This is a genomic window from Pseudomonas sp. S2_E02 (genome assembly GCF_054668355.1).
This window is the reverse complement of the sequence record NZ_CP162761.1, coordinates 16442-38679: the sequence shown is the minus strand read 5'-3', so window position 1 is coordinate 38679 and position 22238 is coordinate 16442. Positions and strand designations below refer to the sequence as shown.

General features: G+C 59.0%; 18 protein-coding genes and 1 pseudogene. 4 read left to right on the top strand and 15 right to left on the bottom strand.

Translation table 11 applies throughout. From position 1 onward, the window contains the following. Window positions 1-12: 12 nt before the first annotated feature. The gene (gene cobA / locus AB4O01_RS00155; protein WP_099758461.1) at window positions 13-780 is read left to right on the top strand and encodes a uroporphyrinogen-III C-methyltransferase; all 768 of its coding nucleotides are present in this window, start codon (window positions 13-15) and stop codon (window positions 778-780) included. Between the two features lie 95 nt (window positions 781-875). Here the strand turns inward: cobA and AB4O01_RS00150 are convergent, their stop codons facing one another. The 8 genes from AB4O01_RS00150 to ppsA all read right to left on the bottom strand — a co-directional run bounded on the left by AB4O01_RS00150 (window position 876) and on the right by ppsA (window position 9035). Continuing rightward, entirely contained in the window at window positions 876-1910 is a 1035-nt protein-coding gene (locus AB4O01_RS00150; protein WP_034152869.1) for an OmpA family protein, read from the bottom strand. Window positions 1911-2017: 107 nt separating this feature from the next. Further along, window positions 2018-2608 carry an RNA polymerase sigma factor SigX gene (sigX, locus tag AB4O01_RS00145; protein WP_011333251.1) on the bottom strand — a complete coding sequence of 197 codons (591 nt, stop codon included), beginning with the start codon at window positions 2606-2608 and terminating at the stop codon, window positions 2018-2020. 90 nt (window positions 2609-2698) lie between these two features. Beyond that, entirely contained in the window at window positions 2699-3523 is an 825-nt protein-coding gene (locus AB4O01_RS00140) for a mechanosensitive ion channel family protein (RefSeq protein ID WP_007916401.1), read from the bottom strand. A gap of 2 nt (window positions 3524-3525) precedes the next feature. Next, window positions 3526-3774: a hypothetical protein gene (locus AB4O01_RS00135; RefSeq protein WP_008076827.1), complete on the bottom strand. Its 249-nt coding sequence runs from the start codon at window positions 3772-3774 to the stop codon at window positions 3526-3528. A 63-nt stretch (window positions 3775-3837) separates the two neighbouring features. Next, window positions 3838-4833 (bottom strand): zinc transporter ZntB, encoded by a 996-nt coding sequence (locus tag AB4O01_RS00130; RefSeq protein ID WP_093431779.1) that lies wholly within the window; start codon window positions 4831-4833, stop codon window positions 3838-3840. A gap of 22 nt (window positions 4834-4855) precedes the next feature. Then, the gene (gene rraA, locus AB4O01_RS00125; RefSeq protein WP_460063720.1) at window positions 4856-5347 is read right to left on the bottom strand and encodes a ribonuclease E activity regulator RraA; all 492 of its coding nucleotides are present in this window, start codon (window positions 5345-5347) and stop codon (window positions 4856-4858) included. A 224-nt stretch (window positions 5348-5571) separates the two neighbouring features. Then, window positions 5572-6561 carry an alpha/beta fold hydrolase gene (locus AB4O01_RS00120; RefSeq protein ID WP_460090273.1) on the bottom strand — a complete coding sequence of 330 codons (990 nt, stop codon included), beginning with the start codon at window positions 6559-6561 and terminating at the stop codon, window positions 5572-5574. Between the two features lie 98 nt (window positions 6562-6659). Next, window positions 6660-9035, bottom strand: coding sequence for a phosphoenolpyruvate synthase (gene ppsA, locus AB4O01_RS00115; protein WP_093431773.1), 2376 nt, complete (start codon window positions 9033-9035; stop codon window positions 6660-6662). A gap of 174 nt (window positions 9036-9209) precedes the next feature. Between ppsA and ppsR the strand changes: the two genes are divergently transcribed. Beyond that, window positions 9210-10028 carry a posphoenolpyruvate synthetase regulatory kinase/phosphorylase PpsR gene (gene ppsR / locus AB4O01_RS00110; RefSeq protein ID WP_093431771.1) on the top strand — a complete coding sequence of 273 codons (819 nt, stop codon included), beginning with the start codon at window positions 9210-9212 and terminating at the stop codon, window positions 10026-10028. A gap of 114 nt (window positions 10029-10142) precedes the next feature. Here the strand turns inward: ppsR and AB4O01_RS00105 are convergent, their stop codons facing one another. Beyond that, the gene (locus tag AB4O01_RS00105; protein WP_460090272.1) at window positions 10143-11552 is read right to left on the bottom strand and encodes an aminotransferase-like domain-containing protein; all 1410 of its coding nucleotides are present in this window, start codon (window positions 11550-11552) and stop codon (window positions 10143-10145) included. Window positions 11553-11665: 113 nt separating this feature from the next. Between AB4O01_RS00105 and AB4O01_RS00100 the strand changes: the two genes are divergently transcribed. Next, on the top strand, window positions 11666-12571 hold the full coding sequence (locus AB4O01_RS00100) for a DMT family transporter (protein ID WP_460092331.1): 906 nt from the start codon (window positions 11666-11668) through the stop codon (window positions 12569-12571). Here AB4O01_RS00100 and prpD read toward each other — a convergent pair. From prpD to AB4O01_RS00070, 6 genes are all read right to left on the bottom strand, one after another. After that, window positions 12564-14048 (bottom strand): 2-methylcitrate dehydratase, encoded by a 1485-nt coding sequence (gene prpD, locus AB4O01_RS00095; RefSeq protein ID WP_460090271.1) that lies wholly within the window; start codon window positions 14046-14048, stop codon window positions 12564-12566. The genes AB4O01_RS00100 and prpD overlap by 8 nt on opposite strands. Before the next feature lie 363 nt (window positions 14049-14411). Next, window positions 14412-15602: a 2-methylaconitate cis-trans isomerase PrpF gene (gene prpF / locus AB4O01_RS00090; protein WP_257357947.1), complete on the bottom strand. Its 1191-nt coding sequence runs from the start codon at window positions 15600-15602 to the stop codon at window positions 14412-14414. A gap of 54 nt (window positions 15603-15656) precedes the next feature. After that, window positions 15657-18251 (bottom strand): Fe/S-dependent 2-methylisocitrate dehydratase AcnD, encoded by a 2595-nt coding sequence (gene acnD, locus AB4O01_RS00085; RefSeq protein WP_460090270.1) that lies wholly within the window; start codon window positions 18249-18251, stop codon window positions 15657-15659. Window positions 18252-18453: 202 nt separating this feature from the next. Continuing rightward, on the bottom strand, window positions 18454-19581 hold the full coding sequence (gene prpC / locus AB4O01_RS00080; RefSeq protein WP_460090269.1) for a bifunctional 2-methylcitrate synthase/citrate synthase: 1128 nt from the start codon (window positions 19579-19581) through the stop codon (window positions 18454-18456). Window positions 19582-19731: 150 nt separating this feature from the next. Beyond that, entirely contained in the window at window positions 19732-20625 is an 894-nt protein-coding gene (prpB, locus tag AB4O01_RS00075) for a methylisocitrate lyase (protein WP_093431754.1), read from the bottom strand. Further along, window positions 20622-21344, bottom strand: coding sequence for a GntR family transcriptional regulator (locus AB4O01_RS00070; RefSeq protein WP_460092330.1), 723 nt, complete (start codon window positions 21342-21344; stop codon window positions 20622-20624). The genes prpB and AB4O01_RS00070 overlap by 4 nt, the downstream gene beginning before the upstream one ends. Window positions 21345-21701: 357 nt before the next feature. On the opposite strand from AB4O01_RS00070, the pseudogene rloA reads away from it, so the two are divergent. Then, a pseudogene (rloA, locus tag AB4O01_RS00065) lies at window positions 21702-22237 on the top strand (retropepsin-like aspartic peptidase RloA). The last annotated feature ends 1 nt before the right edge of the window (window position 22238 follow it).

Here is a 22238-nt window from a genome sequence, read left to right as displayed (position 1 = left end):
GAGGAAAACACCATGAACGCAAAAGTCTGGCTGGTCGGCGCGGGACCGGGTGATCCGGAACTGCTGACCCTCAAAGCGGTGCGCGCCTTGCGCGAGGCCGATGTGGTGCTGATTGATGATCTGGTCAACGACGCGGTGCTGGAACACTGCCCTGACGCCCGCATCATTGCAGTGGGTAAACGCGGCGGCTGCCGTTCGACACCGCAAGCGTTTATCCATCGGCTGATGCTGCGCTATGCCCGCCATGGCAAGTGTGTGGTGCGGCTCAAGGGCGGCGATCCGTGCATTTTCGGCCGTGGTGGCGAAGAGGCGCAGTGGTTGCGTGAACGTGGCGTCGAAGTAGAGTTGGTCAATGGCATCACCGCCGGGCTGGCCGGGGCGACGCAGTGCGATATTCCGCTGACGTTACGCGGTGTGGCACGCGGGGTGACGCTGGTGACTGCACACACCCAGGACGACAGCCAGTTGAACTGGCAGGCGCTGGCGCAGGGTGGTACGACGCTGGTGGTTTATATGGGCGTGGCCAAGCTTGGGGAGATTCGCGATCAACTGCTGGCAGGCGGGATGGTGGCGGATACGCCGGTGGCGATGATCGAGAATGCATCGTTGCCAGAGCAGCGCGAATGCCGGAGTGATCTGGCGAGTATGAGTGATGATGCGCGTGCGTTTGGATTGAAAAGCCCGGCGATTCTGGTGATCGGGGCGGTGGCGGCTGTTGTTGAAGAACAAAAGATCGCAGCCTGCGGCAGCTCCTACTTTGGATCTGCATTGGTCCTGTGAGCTGCCGAAGGCTGCGATTTTTTAAAGCTGCAAAGCCAAATCGCAGGCAAAGAAAAGCCCGGCCTAAGCCGGGCTTTTCTCAGAGCGGCAGCTAATTACTTAGCTTGAGCTTCAACCTGCGCTTCTACGCGACGGTTTACAGCGCGGCCAGCTTCAGTTTTGTTGTCAGCAACTGGGCGGGATTCGCCGTAGCCAACAGACTGAACGCGGGACGATTCAACACCGTACTGGTTGGTCAGAACTTGCTTAACGGCGTTTGCACGACGCTCGGACAGTTTCTGGTTGTAAGCGTCAGGACCGACGGAGTCAGTGTGACCTTCAACAGTAGTGGTGGTGGATGGGTACTGCTTCATGAAGTCAGCCAGGTTTTTGATGTCGCCGTAGCTGTTTGGCTTCACAACCGACTTGTCGAAGTCGAACTTAACGTCCAGCTCAACACGAACAACTTCAGCAACTGCTGGGCAGCCGTCAGCGTCAACAGTTACGTTGGCTGGGGTGTCCGGGCACTTGTCAACGTTGTCGCAAACGCCATCGTTGTCGCTGTCGGAGCAGACTTCAGCTGGTGCTGGAACTGGAGCAGCAGCAGGCTTGGAGCCGCCACCGAAGTTCACACCGATACCGACGCTAGGAGCCCACTCGGTGTCGCCCTGGTCGATGTTGTACTGAGCTTCAACGCCAGCACGGGCGTAGAAGTTGTCGGTGAAGTACAGCTTGGCACCAGCGCCAACGTTGGCGAAGGTGGAGCGGTCACGACCGCCGGAACCGTTCTGACCGATGCTCTGATCGGAGAAACCAGCCGATACGTATGGACGCAGCATGTCGCCTGGGTTGTTGAAGTGGTACAGAGCGTCCAGAGCGGTGTTAGCGCCCTTGATGTTACGACCGTCGTCGGAACGCACGTTGTGCACTTCGTCGTAGCCCAGACGCAGTTCAACGTCGTCGGTCAGGAAGTAACCGATCGAGCCGCCGAACAGGTTGCCGTTGTTCTTGAAGTTACGAGCGCTGTCGAATTGTTCTTTCTTTGCGAAGCCTTCGATTTCAACTGCGCCTTGGCCTTGTGCCAGAGCGCCGAACGAAGTGGCGGCAATCAGAGAACCAATGGCCAAGCCCAAGGTGTTTTTCAGTTTCATCCGTTAAATCCCCATCTGGTGATTGTGAAGCAGTCCCGCAAACCGGGGGACAACTCGGCGGCAAGTCTATCAGAACTTGCCTACACGTAAGAGATATTTGCGCTGAACTAAGTTTCAGCAATGCCTGCAAATTTCTCACGCAATTTATCTAGAGCACGTTTGTAACGCATTTTTGTCGCACTCAAACCCATGTGCATGATGTCTGCGATCTCCTGAAATTCCAGCTCTGCGACAAATCGAAGCACCAGAATTTCACGGTCAATCGGGTTCACATACACCAGCCAGCGATCAAGCCCGCCCTTCTCCTCGGGTTTCGGCGCCTTTTCTTCGGACGCTTCCTCGAGGGGGTCAAGACTCAATGCGTCCATCAAGCGACGCTTTCGCCGTTCCTTCCGATACTGCGTAATACATTCGTTGTACGTGATGCTGTAGAGCCACGTTTTGAACTTCGATTTCCCCTCGAAGTTCTTCAGGCCATACAGCACCTTCAACATGACTTCCTGACAGACATCGTCTGCGTCGCGATCGTTCCCAAGATATCTCGCACAAACGTTAAATAATGTTCGCTGGTAACGCCGCATCAGTTCTTCATAGGCGCGCGTTACGTGAAAAAGCTCGGTATGCGAGCGCGCGACCAACTCCTCATCAGAGAGCTCGCGGGGGTCGTAGCGCGTGGATAGCGTTTGGGCTTTATTCAAAACAAGTCGTGCCGACAGTCAGGTCAATGTCCGCCGCAACCAGCATCAGCTGGCATTTTGCGGCGGCATACATTAGCAGGGTTTGCCGGATTAGCGGCTACTCACATGCTGTTCCAGCAGGATCCGATTGGAAAGAGAGACTAGCTCACCCTCATCGGTCAGCAATGTGGTTTTAACCGTGCCGATCTCCTCGATCTGGCCTTCGACCTCGCCAACACGCACTTGTTGCCCAACCTGATACAACTCACGCACATAGATTCCCGCAAGAATCTGACCGGCAATTTCCCGGCTTCCCAAACCCATGGCCAGCGCAACGGCCAGACCAACGGTAATCAAAACGATGACGATCACATGGTTCAGCAGGTCAGTCTTGACCTCAAGCTGACTGATCGCGACCGAGATGCTGATGATGATCACCAGCCCTTGTGCAATTCGCCCCAGCCCCGAAGCGTAGTCCAGGCCCACACCTTCTGCCGCCCCGCGCACCAGCCCGTTGGCCAGTTGCGCGAGCAAAACACCTACCAGCAATACCAGCGCCGCGCCGAATACTTTCGGCAAATAGAGCGCCAACATATCCAGCGTAGCCGAAACTCGCTCAAGGCCAAGGGATTCTGCTGCAGAAACCAGGAAAATCAGCAGGACGAACCAATAAACGATCTTGCCGATCAGGGTCGAGATCGGAACTTGCAACCCGGCGCGCGACATCAATTTGGTCAGCCCGGTGCCACCCATCAGGCGATCAAGACCGAGCTTGGCGAGCAGTTTGGACAGCAGGGTATCGAGCAGCTTGGCCACGACGAAACCCAACAGCAGCACGACCAGTGCGCCGAACAGGTTCGGGATGAAGTTGGCGACTTTGGTCCACAACGCAGTCATTGCCGTGACGAGGCTCTGAGTCCAGAGATCAAGTTCCATATTCAATCAGCCTTATCAGCAGTGCGAGCGGTAGGTTTACGAAGTCGGGAAACCGGCGAGACATGCGCCGATCCATTATTCAGGGCGATCATCAGCGCGGGCAGCCAGCGGCCCAGCAGGCTGAACAGATCACCGGCGCCAACCTGGCGGTTGGCGGTTTTGAGTACGCGGCCCAGGCACGCATCGTCGTCGCGGCTGGACGGCGAAGCGTTGAGCATGTCGCGCAAAGACTGTTCAAACGGATCGTGCATACGCACCTCTCGTGATGTCTGTGAAAGACGCGGGCAGATTTGGTCGGGTCACATGCGCCATCTTCATACCCAGCGCAAACGACGGAATAACCACCACTGACCGAAGGCCAGGGCGAGCACCGTCAAACAGGCAATCAGGAAACCATAAGGGCTGCTGGAGAACGGAATTCCGCCGACGTTTATACCCAGCAAACCGGTGATAAAACTCATCGGCAAAAAGATGCAGGTGATGATCCCGAAGCGGTACATCGTGCGATTCATACGCTCGCTCAAGCGCCGGTCTTCGGCCTCCAGCACAAGCCCCACGCGCTCTCGGGTCAATTCGAGCTCTTCGAGATAGCGGGTCAGACTGTTGTTCAGTTCGTTCCAGTAATCGGCATCGTCATCGACAAACCAAGGCAGTTTTATCCGCGTGAGTTGTCCGAAAATATCCCGCTGCGGTGCAAGAAAACGCTTTAGTCCGGCCGCCCGGCGACGGATGTGCAAAATGGCGCCATGCTCGGGAGTATACCGTTCGTCGGCATCCATCTTTTCTTCTTCCTCATCGGCGATTTCCGAGAGGCAAGTGACCAGATCCTGCACCTTGTTGGTGAGGAACTGCGCCAGATAAAGGATCAGTTCGGAGGAGGTTTTCGGGCCGTTGCCGTCGGCCAATTGCGCCAGCAGCTCATCGGTGGCGCGCAACGGGCGCAAACGCAGGGAAATCACCCGTTGGGCAGAAGCGAAAATCCGCACCGAGACCATGTCTTCCGGCTCGGCGCCCGGGTTGAGATTGACCCCGCGCAGAAACAGCAACAGTTCGGCATCCGGCAGCGGCAACAGGCGCGGCCGGGTGTTCTCTTCCAGCAGCAGATCACAGGTGAATTCATTGAGCCCGCTGGATTTGCGCAGCCAGGTCTGGGTCTGCGGATGGCTGCGATCCCAATGCAGCCACAGGCTTTCATGGGCCTGCAGCTGCAAATCGTCGAGCTCAGTCCGGGCTATCGAACGCGCACCGCCTTTTCCGTCCAGCACCAGGGCATGCACCAGCCCCCACTGCGCGTTTTCTTCCTCGAACATCCGCATCCCTTTGTCGAAAAGCTTATTCAGGCATCTTCAGCGGACTCGGCGAGACGATCACGCCGTTGTTGTCCGCATAAATGTAGTGGCCCGGGTGGAACGTCACACCGGCGAAAGTCACCGGGACGTTGAGGTCACCGATACCACGTTTTTCAGTTTTCATCGGATGGCTGGCCAGCGCCTGCACGCCCAGATCGGTCTGGGCGATGACGTCAACGTCACGGATGCAGCCGTAGATCACCAGCCCTTCCCAACCGTTTTTCGCCGCCTTCTCGGCGATCATGTCGCCCAGCAGCGCACGGCGCAGCGAACCGCCGCCATCGACCACCAGCACCTTGCCGCTGCCCTTGAGTTCAGCCTGTTCCTTGACCAGCGAGTTGTCTTCGAAGCATTTGATGGTCACGATTTCGCCGCCGAACGAATCACGGCCGCCGAAATTGCTGAACATCGGTTCCAGCACCTGTACCAGCTCCGGATAGGCGTCGCACAGATCAGGCGTAAGGTAATGGTTCATCGAAAAACTCCTGTAAAAAGGAAAACGATCAAGGATGCTGCGTTCTGAGGAGACGAGTTTCGCTGGTCGTTGTTTACCTTAGTCCATCCCATGGTCGCTGAACGAACCTGAACAAACCCTGAAACGTAATAGCTAAACCGCCACCAAAAATGACCAGATCCGCACATTGCGTCATATCTTAGCCGCAAGCCAACCCGAACGAAATCCCTTCAAGGCCTTCGCACTCACACGGCAGCGGCCAGATCCGGCTTCTCACCCAGCAATGGCGTGTGCTGATCGTTCAACCAACGCGACACCAATGGCCAGACCTCGGTCTGCGCCGCTTTGCTCACCAACATCTCGACATGGCCGAAATTATCGTTGAAGCCCTGCTCGCGCCCCAGATTGAGGAACTGCTTGTGCTCGGAGCCGATCTGCTCGAACAATTTGCGACAGGCCCAGGCCGGATCCTGATGATCCCCTGCTGCGGTCACCGCCAGCACTGGCACTTGAACATCGGCCAGCCCCGCCCACCAATCCTTGTCCTTGTCGCCAAAACGACCGAACAAGCCGTACCAGCGCATGCTTTCCAGCGCCAGACCGATCGGCTCATCTTCCGGGCCACGCTTGAGACGCGAACCCGACAATTGCGCAAAACGCTTGAGGATAAAGCGCCCGCTCCACTCCACTGGCGGGATTTTCAGTGGCCAGTAGGTGCGGCTGACCTGGGTGCCGAAAAACGCCGCCGAGGCCACTGCCGGCTCGCCCAGGTATTCGCCACCGAGCGCCGCCGCCAGGGTGATGCCGCCCAGCGAATGACCAATCCAGTGCGGCACCTGTCCGCTCTGCTCACGCACGAACGCGGCAATCGCCGGCAGGTCGTAGCGGGCATAGTCGGCCACGCGATTGCGCCGGTATTCCTCATTGCGCTGCGACAGGCCGTGGCCGCGCATCTCCGGAATCCAAACGTCGAACCCCAGGCGCGTCAGATATGCGCCCAAGCCCAGGCCTTTGGGTGAGAACCAGAAGCGCCGATTGGAAAAACTGCCGTGCAGCAGAATCACCGGCACACCGCGAGGCGTCGAGTCATCGGCCATGCCCAAACGGGTCACAGCGATTTCCACGGACCAGTCGGGACTGTTGCCGGGTTTCAAGCGATACACGTCTTCGCTCAGATCACCACGCCGTTCGGCGCTGATCAGGGCGACAGGAAATAAGTTGCTGCTGCTTTGCATAATGCTCTTGCACAAAAAAGGGCGGCATCTACAGGAGCCCGCCCTACTTGAATCTCAAGGCCCGCCCCCTGAGAGGGAACAGGCCGTTCACATATTGATCAAGCCTGCGCCTGGCCTTCGGCGAGGAAGAACCAGGTTTCCAGCACGGAGTCCGGGTTCAGCGACACGCTTTCGATGCCCTGCTCCATCAGCCACTTGGCCAGATCCGGGTGGTCCGAAGGACCCTGACCGCAGATACCGATGTACTTGCCGGCCTTGTTGCATGCCGCAATCGCGTTGGCCAACAGCTTCTTGACCGCCGGATTACGCTCGTCGAACAGGTGCGCGATGATACCGGAATCGCGGTCCAGACCCAGGGTCAGCTGAGTCAGGTCGTTGGAACCGATCGAGAAACCGTCGAAGAATTCGAGGAATTCTTCAGCAAGGATCGCGTTGGATGGCAGTTCGCACATCATGATCACGCGCAGACCGTTCTCGCCGCGCTTCAAGCCGTTCTCGGCGAGCAGATCAACAACCTGGCTGGCTTCGCCCAGAGTACGGACAAACGGCACCATGATTTCGACGTTGGTCAGGCCCATCTCGTTGCGCACACGTTTCAGCGCGCGGCATTCGAGTTCGAAGCAGTCACGGAACGATTCGCTGATGTAACGCGAAGCGCCACGGAAGCCCAGCATCGGGTTTTCTTCTTCCGGCTCGTAGAGCTTGCCGCCGATCAGGTTGGCGTATTCGTTGGACTTGAAGTCCGACAGACGCACGATAACTTTCTTCGGTGCAAACGCGGCCGCGAGGGTGCTGATGCCTTCAACCAGTTTCTCGACATAGAAGCCGACCGGATCGTCGTAACCGGCGATACGCTTATCGACGCTGTCCTTGATTTCCTGCGGCAGACCGTCGTAGTTCAACAGCGCTTTCGGGTGGACGCCGATCATGCGGTTGATGATGAATTCCAGACGGGCCAGGCCCACACCGGCGTTCGGCAGTTGCGCGAAGTCGAAGGCGCGGTCCGGGTTGCCGACGTTCATCATGATTTTGAACGGCAGCTCCGGCATGGCGTCGACGGAGTTCTTCTTGATGTCGAAGCCCAGTTCGCCTTCGAAGATGTAACCGGTGTCGCCCTCGGCGCACGAAACGGTCACGCCCTGGCCATCCTTCAGCAGTTGGGTGGCGTTGCCGCAACCGACCACTGCCGGAATACCCAGCTCACGAGCGATGATCGCCGCGTGGCAAGTACGGCCGCCACGGTTGGTGACGATCGCGCTGGCGCGCTTCATGACCGGTTCCCAGTCCGGGTCGGTCATGTCGGAAACCAGTACGTCGCCCGGCTGGACTTTGTCCATCTCGGACACGTCTTTGATGATGCGAACCTTACCGGCGCCGATGCGCTGGCCAATCGCACGACCTTCAACCAGCACGGTGCCGGTTTCTTTCAGCAGGTAACGCTCCATGACGTTGGCCTGGGTGCGGCTTTTCACGGTTTCCGGACGCGCCTGCACGATGTAGAGCTTGCCGTCGTCACCGTCCTTGGCCCACTCGATGTCCATCGGGCAGCCATAGTGCTTCTCGATGATCATCGCTTGTTTGGCCAGCTCGCTGACTTCAGCGTCGGACAGACAGAAACGCGCGCGATCCGCCTTGTCGACGTCAATGGTCTTGACCGAACGACCGGCCTTGGCCTCGTCGCCATAGATCATCTTGATCGCTTTGCTGCCCAGGTTGCGACGCAGGATCGCCGGACGACCGGCCTCCAGCGTGCCCTTGTGCACGTAGAACTCATCCGGGTTGACCGCGCCTTGTACGACGGTTTCGCCCAGGCCGTAGGCGCCGGTGATAAACACCACGTCACGGAAACCGGATTCGGTGTCGAGGGTGAACATCACGCCGGCAGTGCCGGTTTCCGAACGCACCATGCGCTGCACGCCAGCCGACAGGGCGACCAGTTTGTGGTCGAAGCCCTGGTGCACGCGGTAGGAGATCGCACGGTCGTTGAACAGCGACGCGAACACCTCTTTGGCGGCGCGGATAACGTTTTCCACACCACGGATGTTCAGGAAGGTTTCCTGCTGACCGGCGAACGAGGCGTCCGGCAAGTCTTCGGCGGTGGCGGAAGAACGCACGGCCACGGCCACATCAGGATTGCCGGCCGACAGCGCGGCGAACGCGGTGCGGATTTCGGCATTCAGTTTTTCAGGGAATTCGGCTTCCATGATCCATTGACGGATCTGTGCGCCGGTCTTGGCCAGGGCGTTGACATCATCAACGTCGAGCGCGTCGAGGGCCTTGTGGATCTGGTCGTTGAGGCCGCTCAGTTCGAGGAAATCACGATAGGCCTGGGCCGTCGTGGCGAAGCCGCCGGGGACCGAAACACCGGCGCCTGCCAGGTTACTGATCATCTCGCCCAGGGATGCGTTCTTGCCCCCCACATGCTCAACATCGTGTTTGCCGAGCTTATCGAGGGAAACTACGTACTCTACCAAGGTGATCTCTCCACTAACTGTGTTGGAAAAGCTCAGAAACCGGTGGCCCGGGGGAGCCTTGGCCGGTTGTATGGCCTGGACCTGGAAAATAAGTGAGAATGCGGGCCAGTCGCGGCCGACAAATCGCGCCTATCATATCCAGAAATGCTCATTAGCTTAAGGCCCAAGGTGCAAATGAAACGATCTGCTTTCTTCATCTCCGATGGCACCGGCATCACTGCCGAAACCCTGGGTCAAAGCCTTCTGGCGCAGTTCGAAAACATTACCTTCAGCAAATTCACGCGACCGTACATCGACAGCGTTGAAAAAGCGCGGGCCATGGTACAACAAATCAACAAAGCCGCTGAAACCGACGGCTTTCGCCCGATCATCTTCGACACCATTGTCAATCAGGACATCCGTGAGATTCTCGCAACGTCCAATGGTTTCATGATCGACATTTTCTCGACCTTTCTTGCCCCGCTGGAGCAGGAACTGTCCGAGCACTCTTCCTACACCGTCGGCAAGTCGCATTCGATCGGCCACAACTCCAACTACATGGAACGTATCGAGGCGGTTAACTTTGCCCTCGACAACGACGACGGCGCGCGCACGCACTATTACGACAAAGCCGATTTGATACTAGTGGGCGTGTCGCGATGCGGCAAAACGCCGACGTGTCTGTACATGGCCATGCAGTTCGGCATTCGCGCGGCCAACTATCCGCTGACCGAAGACGACATGGAACGCCTGACCCTGCCGACGGCCCTGCGCGCTCATCAGCACAAGCTGTTCGGCCTGACCATCGACCCGGACCGCCTCACCGCAATCCGCAACGAGCGCAAGCCCAACAGCCGTTATTCGAGCTACGCCCAGTGCGAGTTCGAGGTGCGTGAAGTGGAGAATCTGTTCCGTCGCGAGAACATCCCCAACATCAACTCCACGCATTTTTCCGTGGAAGAGATTTCGGCGAAGATTCTGGTGGAGAAAGGTGTAGAGCGGCGGTTCAAATAGGTCTGTATTGCCTGTTCTGACGCTTTCGCGAGCAGGCTCGCTCCCACAGTTTGATCGCGTTTATCCCGTTGAAATGCGGTCGAATGTGGGAGCGAGCCTGCTCGCGAAGAACGATCACACGGTGTCTGTTAATGCCTTGGCCAGAGCTTCAAAACCTGCCAGCAACAACCGATCATCGCCCACCGCATTACACACACTCACCCGAATAAATTGCGGCACCGCCGCATGCCCCACCGCAAACGCCTCAGCGGTGGCCACCAGATAGTTGTTCTCCTTCAACTCCGCCGCAATCTGCGACGCCCGCCAAAGCTCAGGCACCTCCACCCAGAAGTGCGGACTATAAGGGTGAGTCTTGTAGTTCAAACCCTGCAGCACAGGTGCCACCAACGCTTTGCGCCGAGCGATCTCGCTGATCTGCTCGTCCAGTAAACGCTCGGCCATGCCGCTTTCAATCCACAGGCTCGCGACTTCCATCGATAACGGATTGGCCATCCAGCACGTTGCGCGGATGGCGGCACTCAAACGTCCGGTCAACGCTTGCGGCGCATGCAGATAACCGACGCGCAATCCCGCCGAAACAGCCTTGCTCAGACTGCCAATCAACACCGATCGCTCCGGCGCAAAATAGCTGAGCGGTAACGGGCGTTGGCGATCCAGAACGGCATGAGCCTCGTCTTCGATAATCAGCAGATTGTGTTGACGACAGAGGTCGGCAATCGCCTCGCGCCGTGGGATCGACATTACAGCGGCCGTAGGATTCTGGATCGTCGGGGTGCAATACACCGCCGAAACCCGATGCTGACGGCAGATATCCTCCAGTGCCGACGGTAAAAGCCCTTCGTCATCCATTGCCGCGCCAATGAGTTTTATTCCGAGCTGGCGTGCGACGCCGATCAATCCCGGGTAGGACAAATGCTCGGTCACAACGGTGTCGCCGGCCTTGAGCAAGCCCATCAACGTGCACAGCAGACCATGCTGGCCACCGTTGACGCACAACACCTGATCGGCATGCGGGACATACGCCGCATGCTGCAACCACACCGCCCCCGCCACACGATGCCGCGCCAACCCGGCTTCAGCGGTGTACCCGGTCAACTGTTGCAGCACCCGAGGATCGCTGGCCAGTTCCTGCAGACTCTGGCTCATGAACGCCGCTTCCTGCGCCGGAATAGGCTGGTTGCGGCTCATGTCGAAGCAGGCTGACGGCTCATCGCTGACATTACGAAAGCCTTTGTCCTGCGGCCGTTCCATCCCGCGCTGACACACATAAGTGCCATCTCCGACGCGGGCGACGACCAACCCCACGCGTTCCAATTCGCCATAGGCACGGCTGATCGTACCGATGGTCACTCCGAGACTGTCGGCCAACAACCGGTGCGGCGGCAGTTTGCTACCGGCATCGATTACGCCTTCGTCGATGGCCTGCGCGACGGCATTCGCCAGGCGTTTGTACTTCACGCCCACGCCATTGGCGAGTCCATCACGGAGGATTGACACCATGGCAATACTTACTTTGACAGTCATTCTCGCCCCGAATAGCGTGCTTAAAAAGGTTCAATCAGAAATAGACCGTTTCCGCGATCAGGTCAATTCCACCGTTCGGAGTACGCCACATGTCGACCGCCGTCAGCACATCGATGCACATCAGCAAACCCTGGCTCGCCGGATTGATCACCAGCACGCTGTTTCTCATCGTCTGTTTGAGTTGGGGCACGACGTGGCTGGGGATCAAGATTGCGGTGGAAAGCGTGCCGCCGCTGACGGCCGCCGGGCTGCGCTTTCTGATCGCTTTTCCGCTGTTCCTGAGCTTCACGCTGTTGCGCAAGGAACCGCTGTTGTTTCCCCGGCAAAGTCGCTGGTTCTTTGTGTTCGTCACGCTGTCGTATTTCAGCCTGCCTTACTACCTGCTCAACTACGGTGAGATGCACGTATCGTCCGGCCTGACCGCCCTGCTGTTCAGTTGCATGCCGGTGTTTATCCTGTTGTTTTCCGCGCTGTTTCTGCGCGAGAGAATCTACCCGTCACAAATGCTCGGCATCGCCATTGGTTTTGGCAGTCTGTTCATGATTATTCGTAGTCAGGGCCTGCATCTGGATCAAGCGGAATGGCTGGGAGTATTGGCGATTCTCTGTGCGGCGGTGATGCATGCGCTGTGTTACGTAGTGACGAAAAAACACGGCAGCGCGATCAGCGTGATCACCTACAACACGCTGCCAATCGGCATTGCCGGGGCGATGTTATTTATTGTCGGATTGAGCGTTGAGACGCCGGTATTCAGCGATGTCAGCGCGCGCTCGTGGGGCGCCCTGCTGTATCTGGGACTGGTGGCATCAGTGGGCGGATTCATCGTTTACTTTTTGCTGCTTAAACGCTTGAGCCCGATCATTCTGTCGTTCGTGTTTATCATTTTCCCGGTATTCGCCGTGATCATCGGCGCCTGGTACGAGGGGCAAACCCTGTCCCGGGAGCTGATGATCTATTCGGCGGTTTTGTTGAGCGGGTTTGCGATCACCAAAATGCCTGTGGAAAAGTGGTTCAGATAACCAACATATCCACAAAGCGGTTTACTGCCGTCGCTTCAAGCAGCGCCTGATCCTTGCACAACGCGAAGATCTCGCTGCTGCGCTGGCCGGTGAAACGTGTAGCCAGGTTGGCCTTGAACTTGTCTTCCAGCAATGGAATGCCCTCGACACGGCGGCGACGATGACCGATCGGGTATTCCACCACAACGTTTTCAGTGCTGCTGCCATCCTTGAAAAACACCTGTACGGCGTTGGCAATCGAGCGCTTGTCGGGCTCCAGATATTCACGGGTGAAACGCGGTTCTTCGACGATGACCATTTTCTCGCGCAGCACATCGATGATCGGGTGCGCCTTGTGGAAATCATCTTCGTACTGCTCGGCGACCAGATTGCCAAAGGCCAGCGGCACGGCGGTCATGTACTGGATGCAGTGGTCACGGTCGGCGGCGTTGGCCAGCGGCCCGACTTTGGAAATGATGCGAATCGCCGATTCGTGGGTGGTGATGACGATCCGGTCGATTTCATGCAGACGATTGCGCACTTGCGGGTGCAAGGTCACCGCGGCTTCGCAGGCGGTTTGCGCGTGGAATTCGGCGGGGAAACTGATCTTGAACAGCACGTTTTCCATCACGTAACTACCGAATGGCCGCGAGAAACTGAAGGCGCGTTTATTCTCCGGTTTCAGCGCCAGATCGCTGTTGGTATGGCTGAACAGCACGTCATAAAAGCCCCACTGTTTCGCAGTCAGCACGCCGGGAATACCCATTTCGCCGCGCATGGCGATGTCGGCCAGTCGCACACCACGACTCGTCGCATCCCCCGCCGCCCAGGATTTTCGTGAACCGGCGTTAGGTGCATGACGATAAGTGCGCAGCGCCTGACCATCAGCGAACGCGTGGGACAACGCCGACAGCAATTGCTCGCGATTGGCGCCCATCAGTTTGGCGTTGACAGCGGTTGAAGCGACTTTCACCAGAATGACGTGATCGAGTCCTACACGATTGAAGGAGTTTTCCAGAGCGATCACGCCTTGAATTTCGTGGGCCATGATCATCGCTTCGAGCACATCGCGAATCGTCAGCGGTGCTTCAGCGTTGGCCAGACGCTTCTGCGAAAGATGATCGGCCACAGCGAGAATCCCGCCGAGGTTGTCGGATGGATGACCCCACTCGGCGGCGAGCCAGGTGTCGTTGTAGTCGAGCCAGCGGACGATGCAGCCGATGTCCCACGCGGCCTTGACCGGGTCGAGGCGATAGGAGGTGCCGGGAACGCGTGCGCCGAACGGGACGACGGTGCCTTCGACGATCGGGCCCAGATGCTTGGTGCATTCGGGAAAGCGCAACGCCAGCAGGCCGCAGCCCAGCGTGTCCATCAGGCAGTTGCGGGCGGTGTCGAGGGCTTCGGTGGAGGTGACTTTGAAGGTGAGGACGTAATCGGCGATGTCCTGCAGGACACGGTCGTAGTCGGGGCGGTTGTTCAGGTCGACGTTGGCGCTCATTGCGGTTCTCCTGTGCGGGAATGATGAGTGGGTGCGGTCTTCCTCAGGGCTTGGCTGGGTTGGTCTGGTTGATTGCAGGTCTGGGGTGCCTGCTTGTTTTGGGTTTCTTCAGTGGGTGGCCCCTCACCCTAGCCCTCTCCCGAGGGAGAGGGGACTGATTGGGGGATGTTGTGGAGGTTCACCGACTTGAGCGATATGCGCTGAATCCAGAATCGATCTGATCAATGCACAACTTCAAACACCTCAATCAGCCCCCAGATCCGTAATCGCCTCAATCTTTCAGGTCGATGTACATCTCCAGACACCTCGGTCGGCCCCCTCTCCCTCTGGGAGAGGGCTGGGGTGAGGGTATAAGATCTCAAGTTAGAAGGAATCCCCGGGGACGCGTACATAGCCTTCCATCAGCACCCGCGCACTACGGCTCATGATGGCTTTCTTCACCACCCACTCGCCGTTTTCCAGACTGGCTTCGGCGCCAACGCGCAACGTCCCGGACGGATGCCCAAAACGCACGGCACTACGTTCAACACCACCGGCCGCGAGGTTTACCAGGGTGCCGGAGATTGCTGCAGCGGTGCCGATGGCCACCGCCGCCGTGCCCATCATCGCGTGATGCAACTTGCCCATCGACAAGGCGCGCACCAGCAAATCCACATCACCGGCGCCAACCGCTTTACCACTGGATGCGACGTAATCCGCAGGCTTGGCAACAAACGCGACTTTCGGCGTGTGCTGACGTTTGGCCGCTTCATCGAGATTCGATATCAGACCCATGCGCAACGCGCCATAAGCCCGAATCGTCTCGAACATCTGCAGCGCTTGCGGATCGCTGTTGATCGCGCTCTGCAACTCGGTACCGGTGTAACCGATGTCTTCAGCATTGACGAAGATCGTCGGGATGCCAGCATTGATCATGGTCGCCTTGAACGTGCCGACACCCGGTACTTCCAGCTCATCGATGAGGTTGCCGGTGGGAAACATCGAACCACCGCCGCCCTCTTCTTCCGCTGCCGGGTCCATGAATTCGACTTGCACTTCGGCCGCCGGAAAGGTCACGCCGTCGAGTTCGAAATCACCGGTTTCCTGCACTTCGCCGTTGGTGATCGGCACATGGGCAATAATCGTTTTACCGATGTTGGCCTGCCACACGCGCACCACCGCAACACCGTTGTGCGGAATGCGGCTGGCGTCGACCAGACCGTTGCTGATGGCGAACGAACCGACCGCTGCCGAGAGGTTGCCGCAATTGCCGCTCCAGTCCACGAACGGCTTGTCGATGGAGACCTGACCGAACAGGTAATCGACGTCGTGATCGGCCTTGATGCTTTTCGACAGGATCACGGTTTTGCTGGTGCTGGACGTGGCGCCGCCCATGCCATCAATTTGCTTGTCGTACGGGTCGGGGCTGCCGATCACGCGCAGCAGCAAAGCGTCGCGGGTCGGGCCGGGAATCTGTGCCGCTTCGGGCAGATCCTTGAGGCTGAAGAACACGCCTTTGCTGGTGCCGCCGCGCATGTAGGTCGCAGGGATTTTGATTTGTGGTGCGTGAGCCATGGTGCTCCTTAACCACAGACGTGAGACCCAAGCCTCACGCCTGCATCAGTAGATTTAAACGGCAACCGCCGACTCTTCGAGGAAGTCCTGAGCGAAGCGCTGCAACACGCCGCCAGCCTCATAGATCGACACTTCTTCAGCGGTATCCAGACGGCAGGTCACCGGCACGTCAACGCGCTCGCCGTTCTGGCGATGGATCACCAGCGTCAGGTCCGCGCGCGGTTTGCGCTCGCCGATCACGTCGTAGGTTTCGCTGCCGTCGATGGCCAGGGTGTGACGGTCAGTGCCCGGCTTGAACTCCAGCGGCAACACGCCCATGCCCACCAGGTTGGTGCGGTGAATGCGCTCGAAACCTTCTGCGGCAATCGCCTCGACACCGGCCAGACGCACGCCTTTCGCCGCCCAGTCACGGGACGAACCCTGACCGTAATCGGCGCCGGCAATAATGATCAGCGGCTGCTTGCGCTCCATGTAGGTCTCGATGGCTTCCCACATGCGCATGACCTTGCCTTCCGGCTCGACACGGGCCAGCGAACCCTGCTTGACCTTGCCGTTTTCCACGACCATTTCATTGAACAGTTTCGGGTTGGCAAACGTCGCGCGCTGCGCGGTCAAGTGGTCGCCACGGTGGGTGGCGTAAGAGTTGAAGTCCTCTTCCGGCAAGCCCATTTTCGCCAGGTATTCGCCGGCGGCGCTGTCGAGCATGATCGCGTTGGATGGCGACAGGTGATCGGTGGTGATGTTGTCCGGCAGCACGGCCAGCGGGCGCATACCCTTAAGCGGACGGGCGCCGGCCAGCGCGCCTTCCCAGTACGGTGGACGGCGAATGTAGGTGCTCATTTCGCGCCAGTCGTACAGCGGCGTGACTTTCGGGCCGGTGTCTTCGTGGACGGCGAACATCGGAATGTAGACCTGACGGAACTGCTCAGGCTTGACCGAAGATTTCACCACGGCGTCGATTTCTTCGTCGCTCGGCCAGATGTCCTTCAGGCGGATTTCCTTGCCGTCGACCACGCCCAACACATCCTTTTCGATGTCGAAACGGATGGTCCCGGCGATGGCGTATGCGACCACCAGTGGCGGCGAAGCGAGGAACGCTTGCTTGGCATACGGGTGAATGCGGCCGTCGAAGTTGCGGTTGCCGGAAAGCACGGCGGTGGCGTACAGATCGCGGTCGATGATCTCTTGCTGGATCACCGGATCGAGCGCGCCGGACATGCCGTTGCAAGTGGTGCAAGCGAAGGCGACAACACCGAAACCGAGTTGCTCCAGCTCAGTGGTCAGCCCCGCTTCGTCGAGGTACAGCGCCACGGTTTTCGAACCCGGCGCCAGCGAGGATTTCACCCACGGCTTGCGGGTCAGGCCAAGCTTGTTGGCGTTGCGCGCCAGCAGTCCGGCGGCAATCACGTTGCGCGGGTTGCTGGTGTTGGTGCAACTGGTGATGGCGGCGATGATCACCGCGCCGTCGGGCATTTGCCCGGGCACGTCCTCCCACTGCCCGGAGATGCCTTTGGCCGCCAGATCCGCCACCGCAACGCGCGCGTGCGGGTTGCTCGGGCCGGCCATATTGCGCACTACTGAGGACAGATCGAAAGTCAGGCCGCGCTCGTATTGCGCTCCTTTCAGGCTATCGGACCACAGGCCGGTGAGCTTGGCGTACTGCTCGACGAGCTGCACTTGCTGGTCTTCACGACCGGTCAGTTTCAGGTAATCGATAGTCTGTTGGTCAATGTAGAACATCGCTGCAGTGGCGCCGTATTCCGGGGCCATGTTGGAAATGGTCGCGCGGTCGCCGAGCGTCAGCGCAGCGGCGCCTTCGCCGAAGAACTCCAGCCACGCGCCGACGACTTTCTGTTTGCGCAGGTATTCGGTCAGCGCCAGTACCATGTCGGTGGCGGTGATGCCCGGTTGCAGCTTGCCGGTCAGCTCGACACCGACGCTTTCCGGCAGGCGCATCCACGACGCGCGACCGAGCATCACGCTCTCCGCCTCGAGGCCGCCGACGCCGATGGCGATGACGCCCAGAGCATCGACATGCGGGGTGTGGCTGTCGGTGCCGACGCAAGTGTCGGGGAACGCCACGCCCTCACGCACCTGGATCACCGGGGACATTTTCTCCAGGTTGATCTGGTGCATGATGCCGTTGCCCGGCGGGATCACGTCGACGTTCTTGAAGGCTTTCTTCGTCCAGTTGATGAAGTGAAAACGGTCTTCGTTGCGACGGTCTTCGATGGCGCGGTTTTTCTCGAACGCTTGCTTGTCGAACCCGCCCGCTTCCACCGCCAGCGAGTGGTCGACGATCAATTGCGTCGGCACCACCGGGTTGACCTGCGCCGGATCGCCGCCCTGCAAGGCGATCGCGTCACGCAAACCGGCGAGGTCGACCAGCGCGGTCTGGCCGAGAATGTCGTGGCAGACCACGCGCGCCGGGAACCACGGGAAGTCGAGGTCGCGTTTGCGTTCGATCAGTTGCTTGAGGGAATCGGTGAGCGTGGCCGGGTCGCAGCGACGCACGAGGTTTTCCGCCAGCACGCGGGAGGTGTACGGCAGGGTGTCGTAACTGCCGGGCTGAATCGCCTCGACCGCCGCGCGGGCGTCGAAATAATCCAGAGGACTGCCGGGCAGGGTTTTACGGAATTCTGTGTTCATCGGGTCAGGACTCGGGTCACGGTGGTTGCAAAGGGTGGGCTGACGCCAGACTCAAGATTCACACCGTCCCTTGTAGGAGTGAGCCTGCTCGCGATAGCGGTAGATCAGTCGACATCGATGGTGAATGTCAGTCCGTCTTCGCGAGCAGGCTCGCTCCCACAGGGTCTAGCGGTGTTCTCTGGTTCCGGGTCAGCTCACCATTTCAGCGACGTTCGATTGGCACGAACTTGCGCTGTTCAACGCCGATATATTCGGCGCTCGGACGGATGATGCGGTTGTTGGCACGCTGTTCGAACACGTGCGCGGCCCAGCCGGTCAGGCGCGAGCAGACGAAGATCGGCGTGAACAGCTTGGTCGGAATGCCCATGAAGTGGTACGCCGAGGCATGGTAGAAATCGGCGTTGGGGAACAGTTTTTTCTGCTCCCACATGGTCTTGTCGATGGCTTCGGAAACCGCGAACAACACCTTGTCGCCGACCTCGTCTGCGAGTTTTTTCGACCAGCCCTTGATCACCTCGTTGCGCGGATCGCTGTCCTTATAGATCGCGTGGCCGAAGCCCATGATCTTGTCCTTGCGCTCGAGCATGCCGAGGGTGCCCTTGATCGCCTCTTCCGGCGACGAGAAGCGCTCGATCATTTCCATTGCCGCTTCGTTGGCCCCGCCGTGCAGCGGGCCGCGCAGCGAACCGATGGCCGCTGTTACGCAGGAATACAGGTCAGACAAGGTCGACGCACAAACGCGCGCGGTGAAGGTCGAGGCGTTGAATTCATGCTCGGCATAAAGAATCAGCGAAACGTTCATCACTTTGACGTGCAGTTCGCTTGGCTTCTTGTCGTGCAGCAGGTGCAGGAAGTGACCGCCGATAGTCGGCTCGTCACTGACGCAGTTGATGCGTTTGCCGTCGTGGCTGAAGCGATACCAGTAGCACATGATCGCCGGGAACGCGGCCAGCAAGCGGTCAGTCTTGTCGCGCTGCTCGGAGAAGTCTTGCTCCGGCTCGAGGTTGCCAAGGAACGAGCAACCGGTGCGCATCACGTCCATCGGGTGGGCGTCGGCGGGGATGCGTTCAAGCACTTCTTTCAGCGCTTGCGGCAGGTCGCGCAGCTTGCTCAGTTTGCCTTGGTATTCGTCGAGTTGCGCCTTCGTCGGCAGCTCGCCGTAGAGCAGCAGGTACGCGACTTCTTCAAATTGCGCATCGGCAGCGAGTTCGCGCACGTCGTAGCCGCGATAGGTCAGCCCGGCACCGGCCTGGCCCACGGTGGACAGTGCGGTTTGCCCGGCAACCTGGCCACGGAGCCCGGCACCACTGAGTACTTTTGCTTCGGCCATTGTGTTCTCCAATCTTTTTGAATTTGTATGGGGAAAACTTGTGGGAGCAAGCCTGCTCGCGAAGGTGGCTGGAACACCTCGGTGCGTCAGGGACACCGCGTCATCGTTGGCGTCCTTCGCGAGCAGGCTCGCTCCCACAGGGGATCTTGTTCAGCCTTTCTTTTGTGCAAACAACGCATCGAGCTTCTGCTCGAAGGTGTGATAGTCGATGCGATCGTACAGCTCCATGCGAGTCTGCATGGTGTCGATGACATTCTGCTGCGTGCCATCGCGGCGGATCGCGGTGTAAACGTTTTCTGCAGCCTTGTTCATCGCGCGGAACGCCGACAGCGGATACAGCACCAGCGACACATCGGCGCCAGCCAGTTGCTCGGTGGTGTACAGCGGCGTCGCGCCGAACTCGGTGATATTGGCCAGGATCGGCGCTTTTACGCGGTTAGCGAACAGCTTGTACATCTCCAGTTCAGTGATGGCTTCCGGGAAGATCATGTCGGCGCCGGCCTCGATGCACGCGGCTGCGCGATCGAGTGCCGACTCCAGACCTTCCACCGCCAGTGCATCGGTTCGCGCCATGATCACGAAGCTGTCATCGGTACGCGCATCCACCGCAGCCTTGATGCGATCAACCATTTCCTGCTGGCTGACGATCTCTTTATTAGGACGGTGGCCACAACGCTTGGCGCCAACCTGGTCCTCGATGTGAATCGCCGCCGCGCCGAACTTGATCATCGACTTGACCGTGCGCGCCACATTGAACGCCGACGAGCCGAAACCGGTGTCCACATCGACCAGCAGCGGCAGATCGCAGACATCGGTGATGCGCCGCACGTCAGTCAGCACGTCGTCCAGACCGGTGATGCCCAGATCCGGCACGCCGAGGGAGCCTGCGGCCACGCCGCCACCGGACAGGTAGATCGCCTTGAAACCGGCGCGCTTGGCCAGCAGCGCGTGGTTGGCGTTGATCGCGCCGACCACTTGCAATGGATGCTCGCTGGCGACCGCATCGCGGAAACGCTGGCCTGGAGTGTTCAGGTTGGAACTCATGACTCACCTCGTTCAGTGGCTGTCTTGTTGTGGGCGCCGTCCTGGTAATGACGGGCGATGTTGCGTTTCGAAGCGCCGATGTGACGGCGCATCAACAATTCCGCGAGTTCGCCGTCACGGTCGGCGATGGCATCGAGAATCCGGTGGTGTTCGGCAAAGGCCTGGCGCGGGCGGTTCGGCGTGGTCGAGAACTGGATGCGGTACATGCGCACCAGTTGATACAGCTCGCGGCAGAGCATCTGCGTCAGCGTGCGGTTGCCGCTGCCCTGGATGATCCGGTAGTGGAAGTCGAAATCGCCTTCCTGCTGGTAATAGCCAACGCCGGCCTGAAACGCCGCGTCGCGCTCGTGGGTTTCCAGCACCCGGCGCAGTTCGTCGATTTCTTCGACGCTCATGCGCTCGGCCGCGAGACGACAGGCCATGCCTTCGAGGGATTCGCGGATTTCGTAGAGTTCGAGCAATTCGGCATGACTGAGCGACACCACCCGCGCACCGACGTGCGGTACACGCACCAGCAGGCGTTGGCCTTCCAGGCGATGAATCGCCTCACGCAACGGCCCGCGACTGATGCCGTAGGTGCGCGCCAGCTCCGGCTCGGAGATCTTGCTGCCCGGGGCGATCTCACCTTTGACGATGGCCGCTTGAATGCGCCGGAAGACGTTTTCCGAGAGCGTCTCGGAATCGTCGCCGCTGATGACCGGGGGATCGAGTTGATCCAGCATGATTGTCGACACCTTTAAATCCAATGCGGCAAAAACTAGCCAATTCGCCCACATCAGTCAAAGGATAAATAGGTATTGTCGACAATCGTCTAATAACCTTAAAAGATCGCAGCCTTCGGCAGCTCCTACAGGGCGCACGCAAATCCAATGTAGGAGCTGCCGAAGGCTGCGATCTTCTGATCTTTTATAGACCGGCCCAAGCGCTGGCGCCATAAACCCACCGTGCTAGAATGCCGCCCGCATTTGCTGGCCATTTGTACGGCTTGTCATAAAAAGCTGCCAGGCACACGAAGGGCCTTGCGCAAGTTTTGCCAAGGACCTGAACCGAAAACGGAACGCTGCGCACCAGGATTTATGAGACTCAAGCCTTTTCCCACATTCTTTGCCCTGTTTTGCCTGCCCGGCCTCGCCGCCGCGGGGGAAAAACCGTGTACGGCCTCAACGAATACGCTTCGCTTGACGGCATCAACCTGGAAGTTGCGGCAAAACTCGACACCGGTGCGAAAACCGCATCGCTGAGTGCCCGCGACATCAAACGCTTTAAACGCAACGGTGAGTCCTGGGTACGTTTCTACCTGGCCATCGACGCCGCGCATTCGCACCCGATCGAACGGCCGCTGGCGCGGGTCAGCAAGATCAAGCGCCGCGCTGGCGATTACGACCCGGAGGAAGGCAAGAAGTACACCGCCCGTCCGGTGATCGAGCTGGATATCTGCATGGGCACGGCGATGCGCAGCATCGAAGTGAACCTGACCGACCGAAGTGCGTTCCAATATCCGCTTTTGATTGGCTCCGAAGCGCTGAAACGCTTTGATGCGCTGGTCGATCCAAGCCTTAAATACGCTGCCGGCAAACCCGCCTGCACCATCGCCGCTCATACCGCCGAGTAAT

Bases quoted from the DNA above. Each gene is read 5' to 3' on its own strand.
- cobA (WP_099758461.1), top strand. From the start codon at position 13: ATGAACGCAAAAGTCTGGCTGGTCGGCGCGGGACCGGGTGATCCGGAA.
- AB4O01_RS00150 (WP_034152869.1), bottom strand. From the start codon at position 1,910: ATGAAACTGAAAAACACCTTGGGCTTGGCCATTGGTTCTCTGATTGCC.
- AB4O01_RS00140 (WP_007916401.1), bottom strand. From the start codon at position 3,523: ATGGAACTTGATCTCTGGACTCAGAGCCTCGTCACGGCAATGACTGCG.
- AB4O01_RS00135 (WP_008076827.1), bottom strand. From the start codon at position 3,774: ATGCACGATCCGTTTGAACAGTCTTTGCGCGACATGCTCAACGCTTCG.
- AB4O01_RS00130 (WP_093431779.1), bottom strand. From the start codon at position 4,833: ATGTTCGAGGAAGAAAACGCGCAGTGGGGGCTGGTGCATGCCCTGGTG.
- rraA (WP_460063720.1), bottom strand. From the start codon at position 5,347: ATGAACCATTACCTTACGCCTGATCTGTGCGACGCCTATCCGGAGCTG.
- AB4O01_RS00120 (WP_460090273.1), bottom strand. From the start codon at position 6,561: ATGCAAAGCAGCAGCAACTTATTTCCTGTCGCCCTGATCAGCGCCGAA.
- ppsR (WP_093431771.1), top strand. From the start codon at position 9,210: ATGAAACGATCTGCTTTCTTCATCTCCGATGGCACCGGCATCACTGCC.
- AB4O01_RS00105 (WP_460090272.1), bottom strand. From the start codon at position 11,552: ATGACTGTCAAAGTAAGTATTGCCATGGTGTCAATCCTCCGTGATGGA.
- AB4O01_RS00100 (WP_460092331.1), top strand. From the start codon at position 11,666: ATGCACATCAGCAAACCCTGGCTCGCCGGATTGATCACCAGCACGCTG.
- prpD (WP_460090271.1), bottom strand. From the start codon at position 14,048: ATGAGCGCCAACGTCGACCTGAACAACCGCCCCGACTACGACCGTGTC.
- prpF (WP_257357947.1), bottom strand. From the start codon at position 15,602: ATGGCTCACGCACCACAAATCAAAATCCCTGCGACCTACATGCGCGGC.
- acnD (WP_460090270.1), bottom strand. From the start codon at position 18,251: ATGAACACAGAATTCCGTAAAACCCTGCCCGGCAGTCCTCTGGATTAT.
- prpC (WP_460090269.1), bottom strand. From the start codon at position 19,581: ATGGCCGAAGCAAAAGTACTCAGTGGTGCCGGGCTCCGTGGCCAGGTT.
- prpB (WP_093431754.1), bottom strand. From the start codon at position 20,625: ATGAGTTCCAACCTGAACACTCCAGGCCAGCGTTTCCGCGATGCGGTC.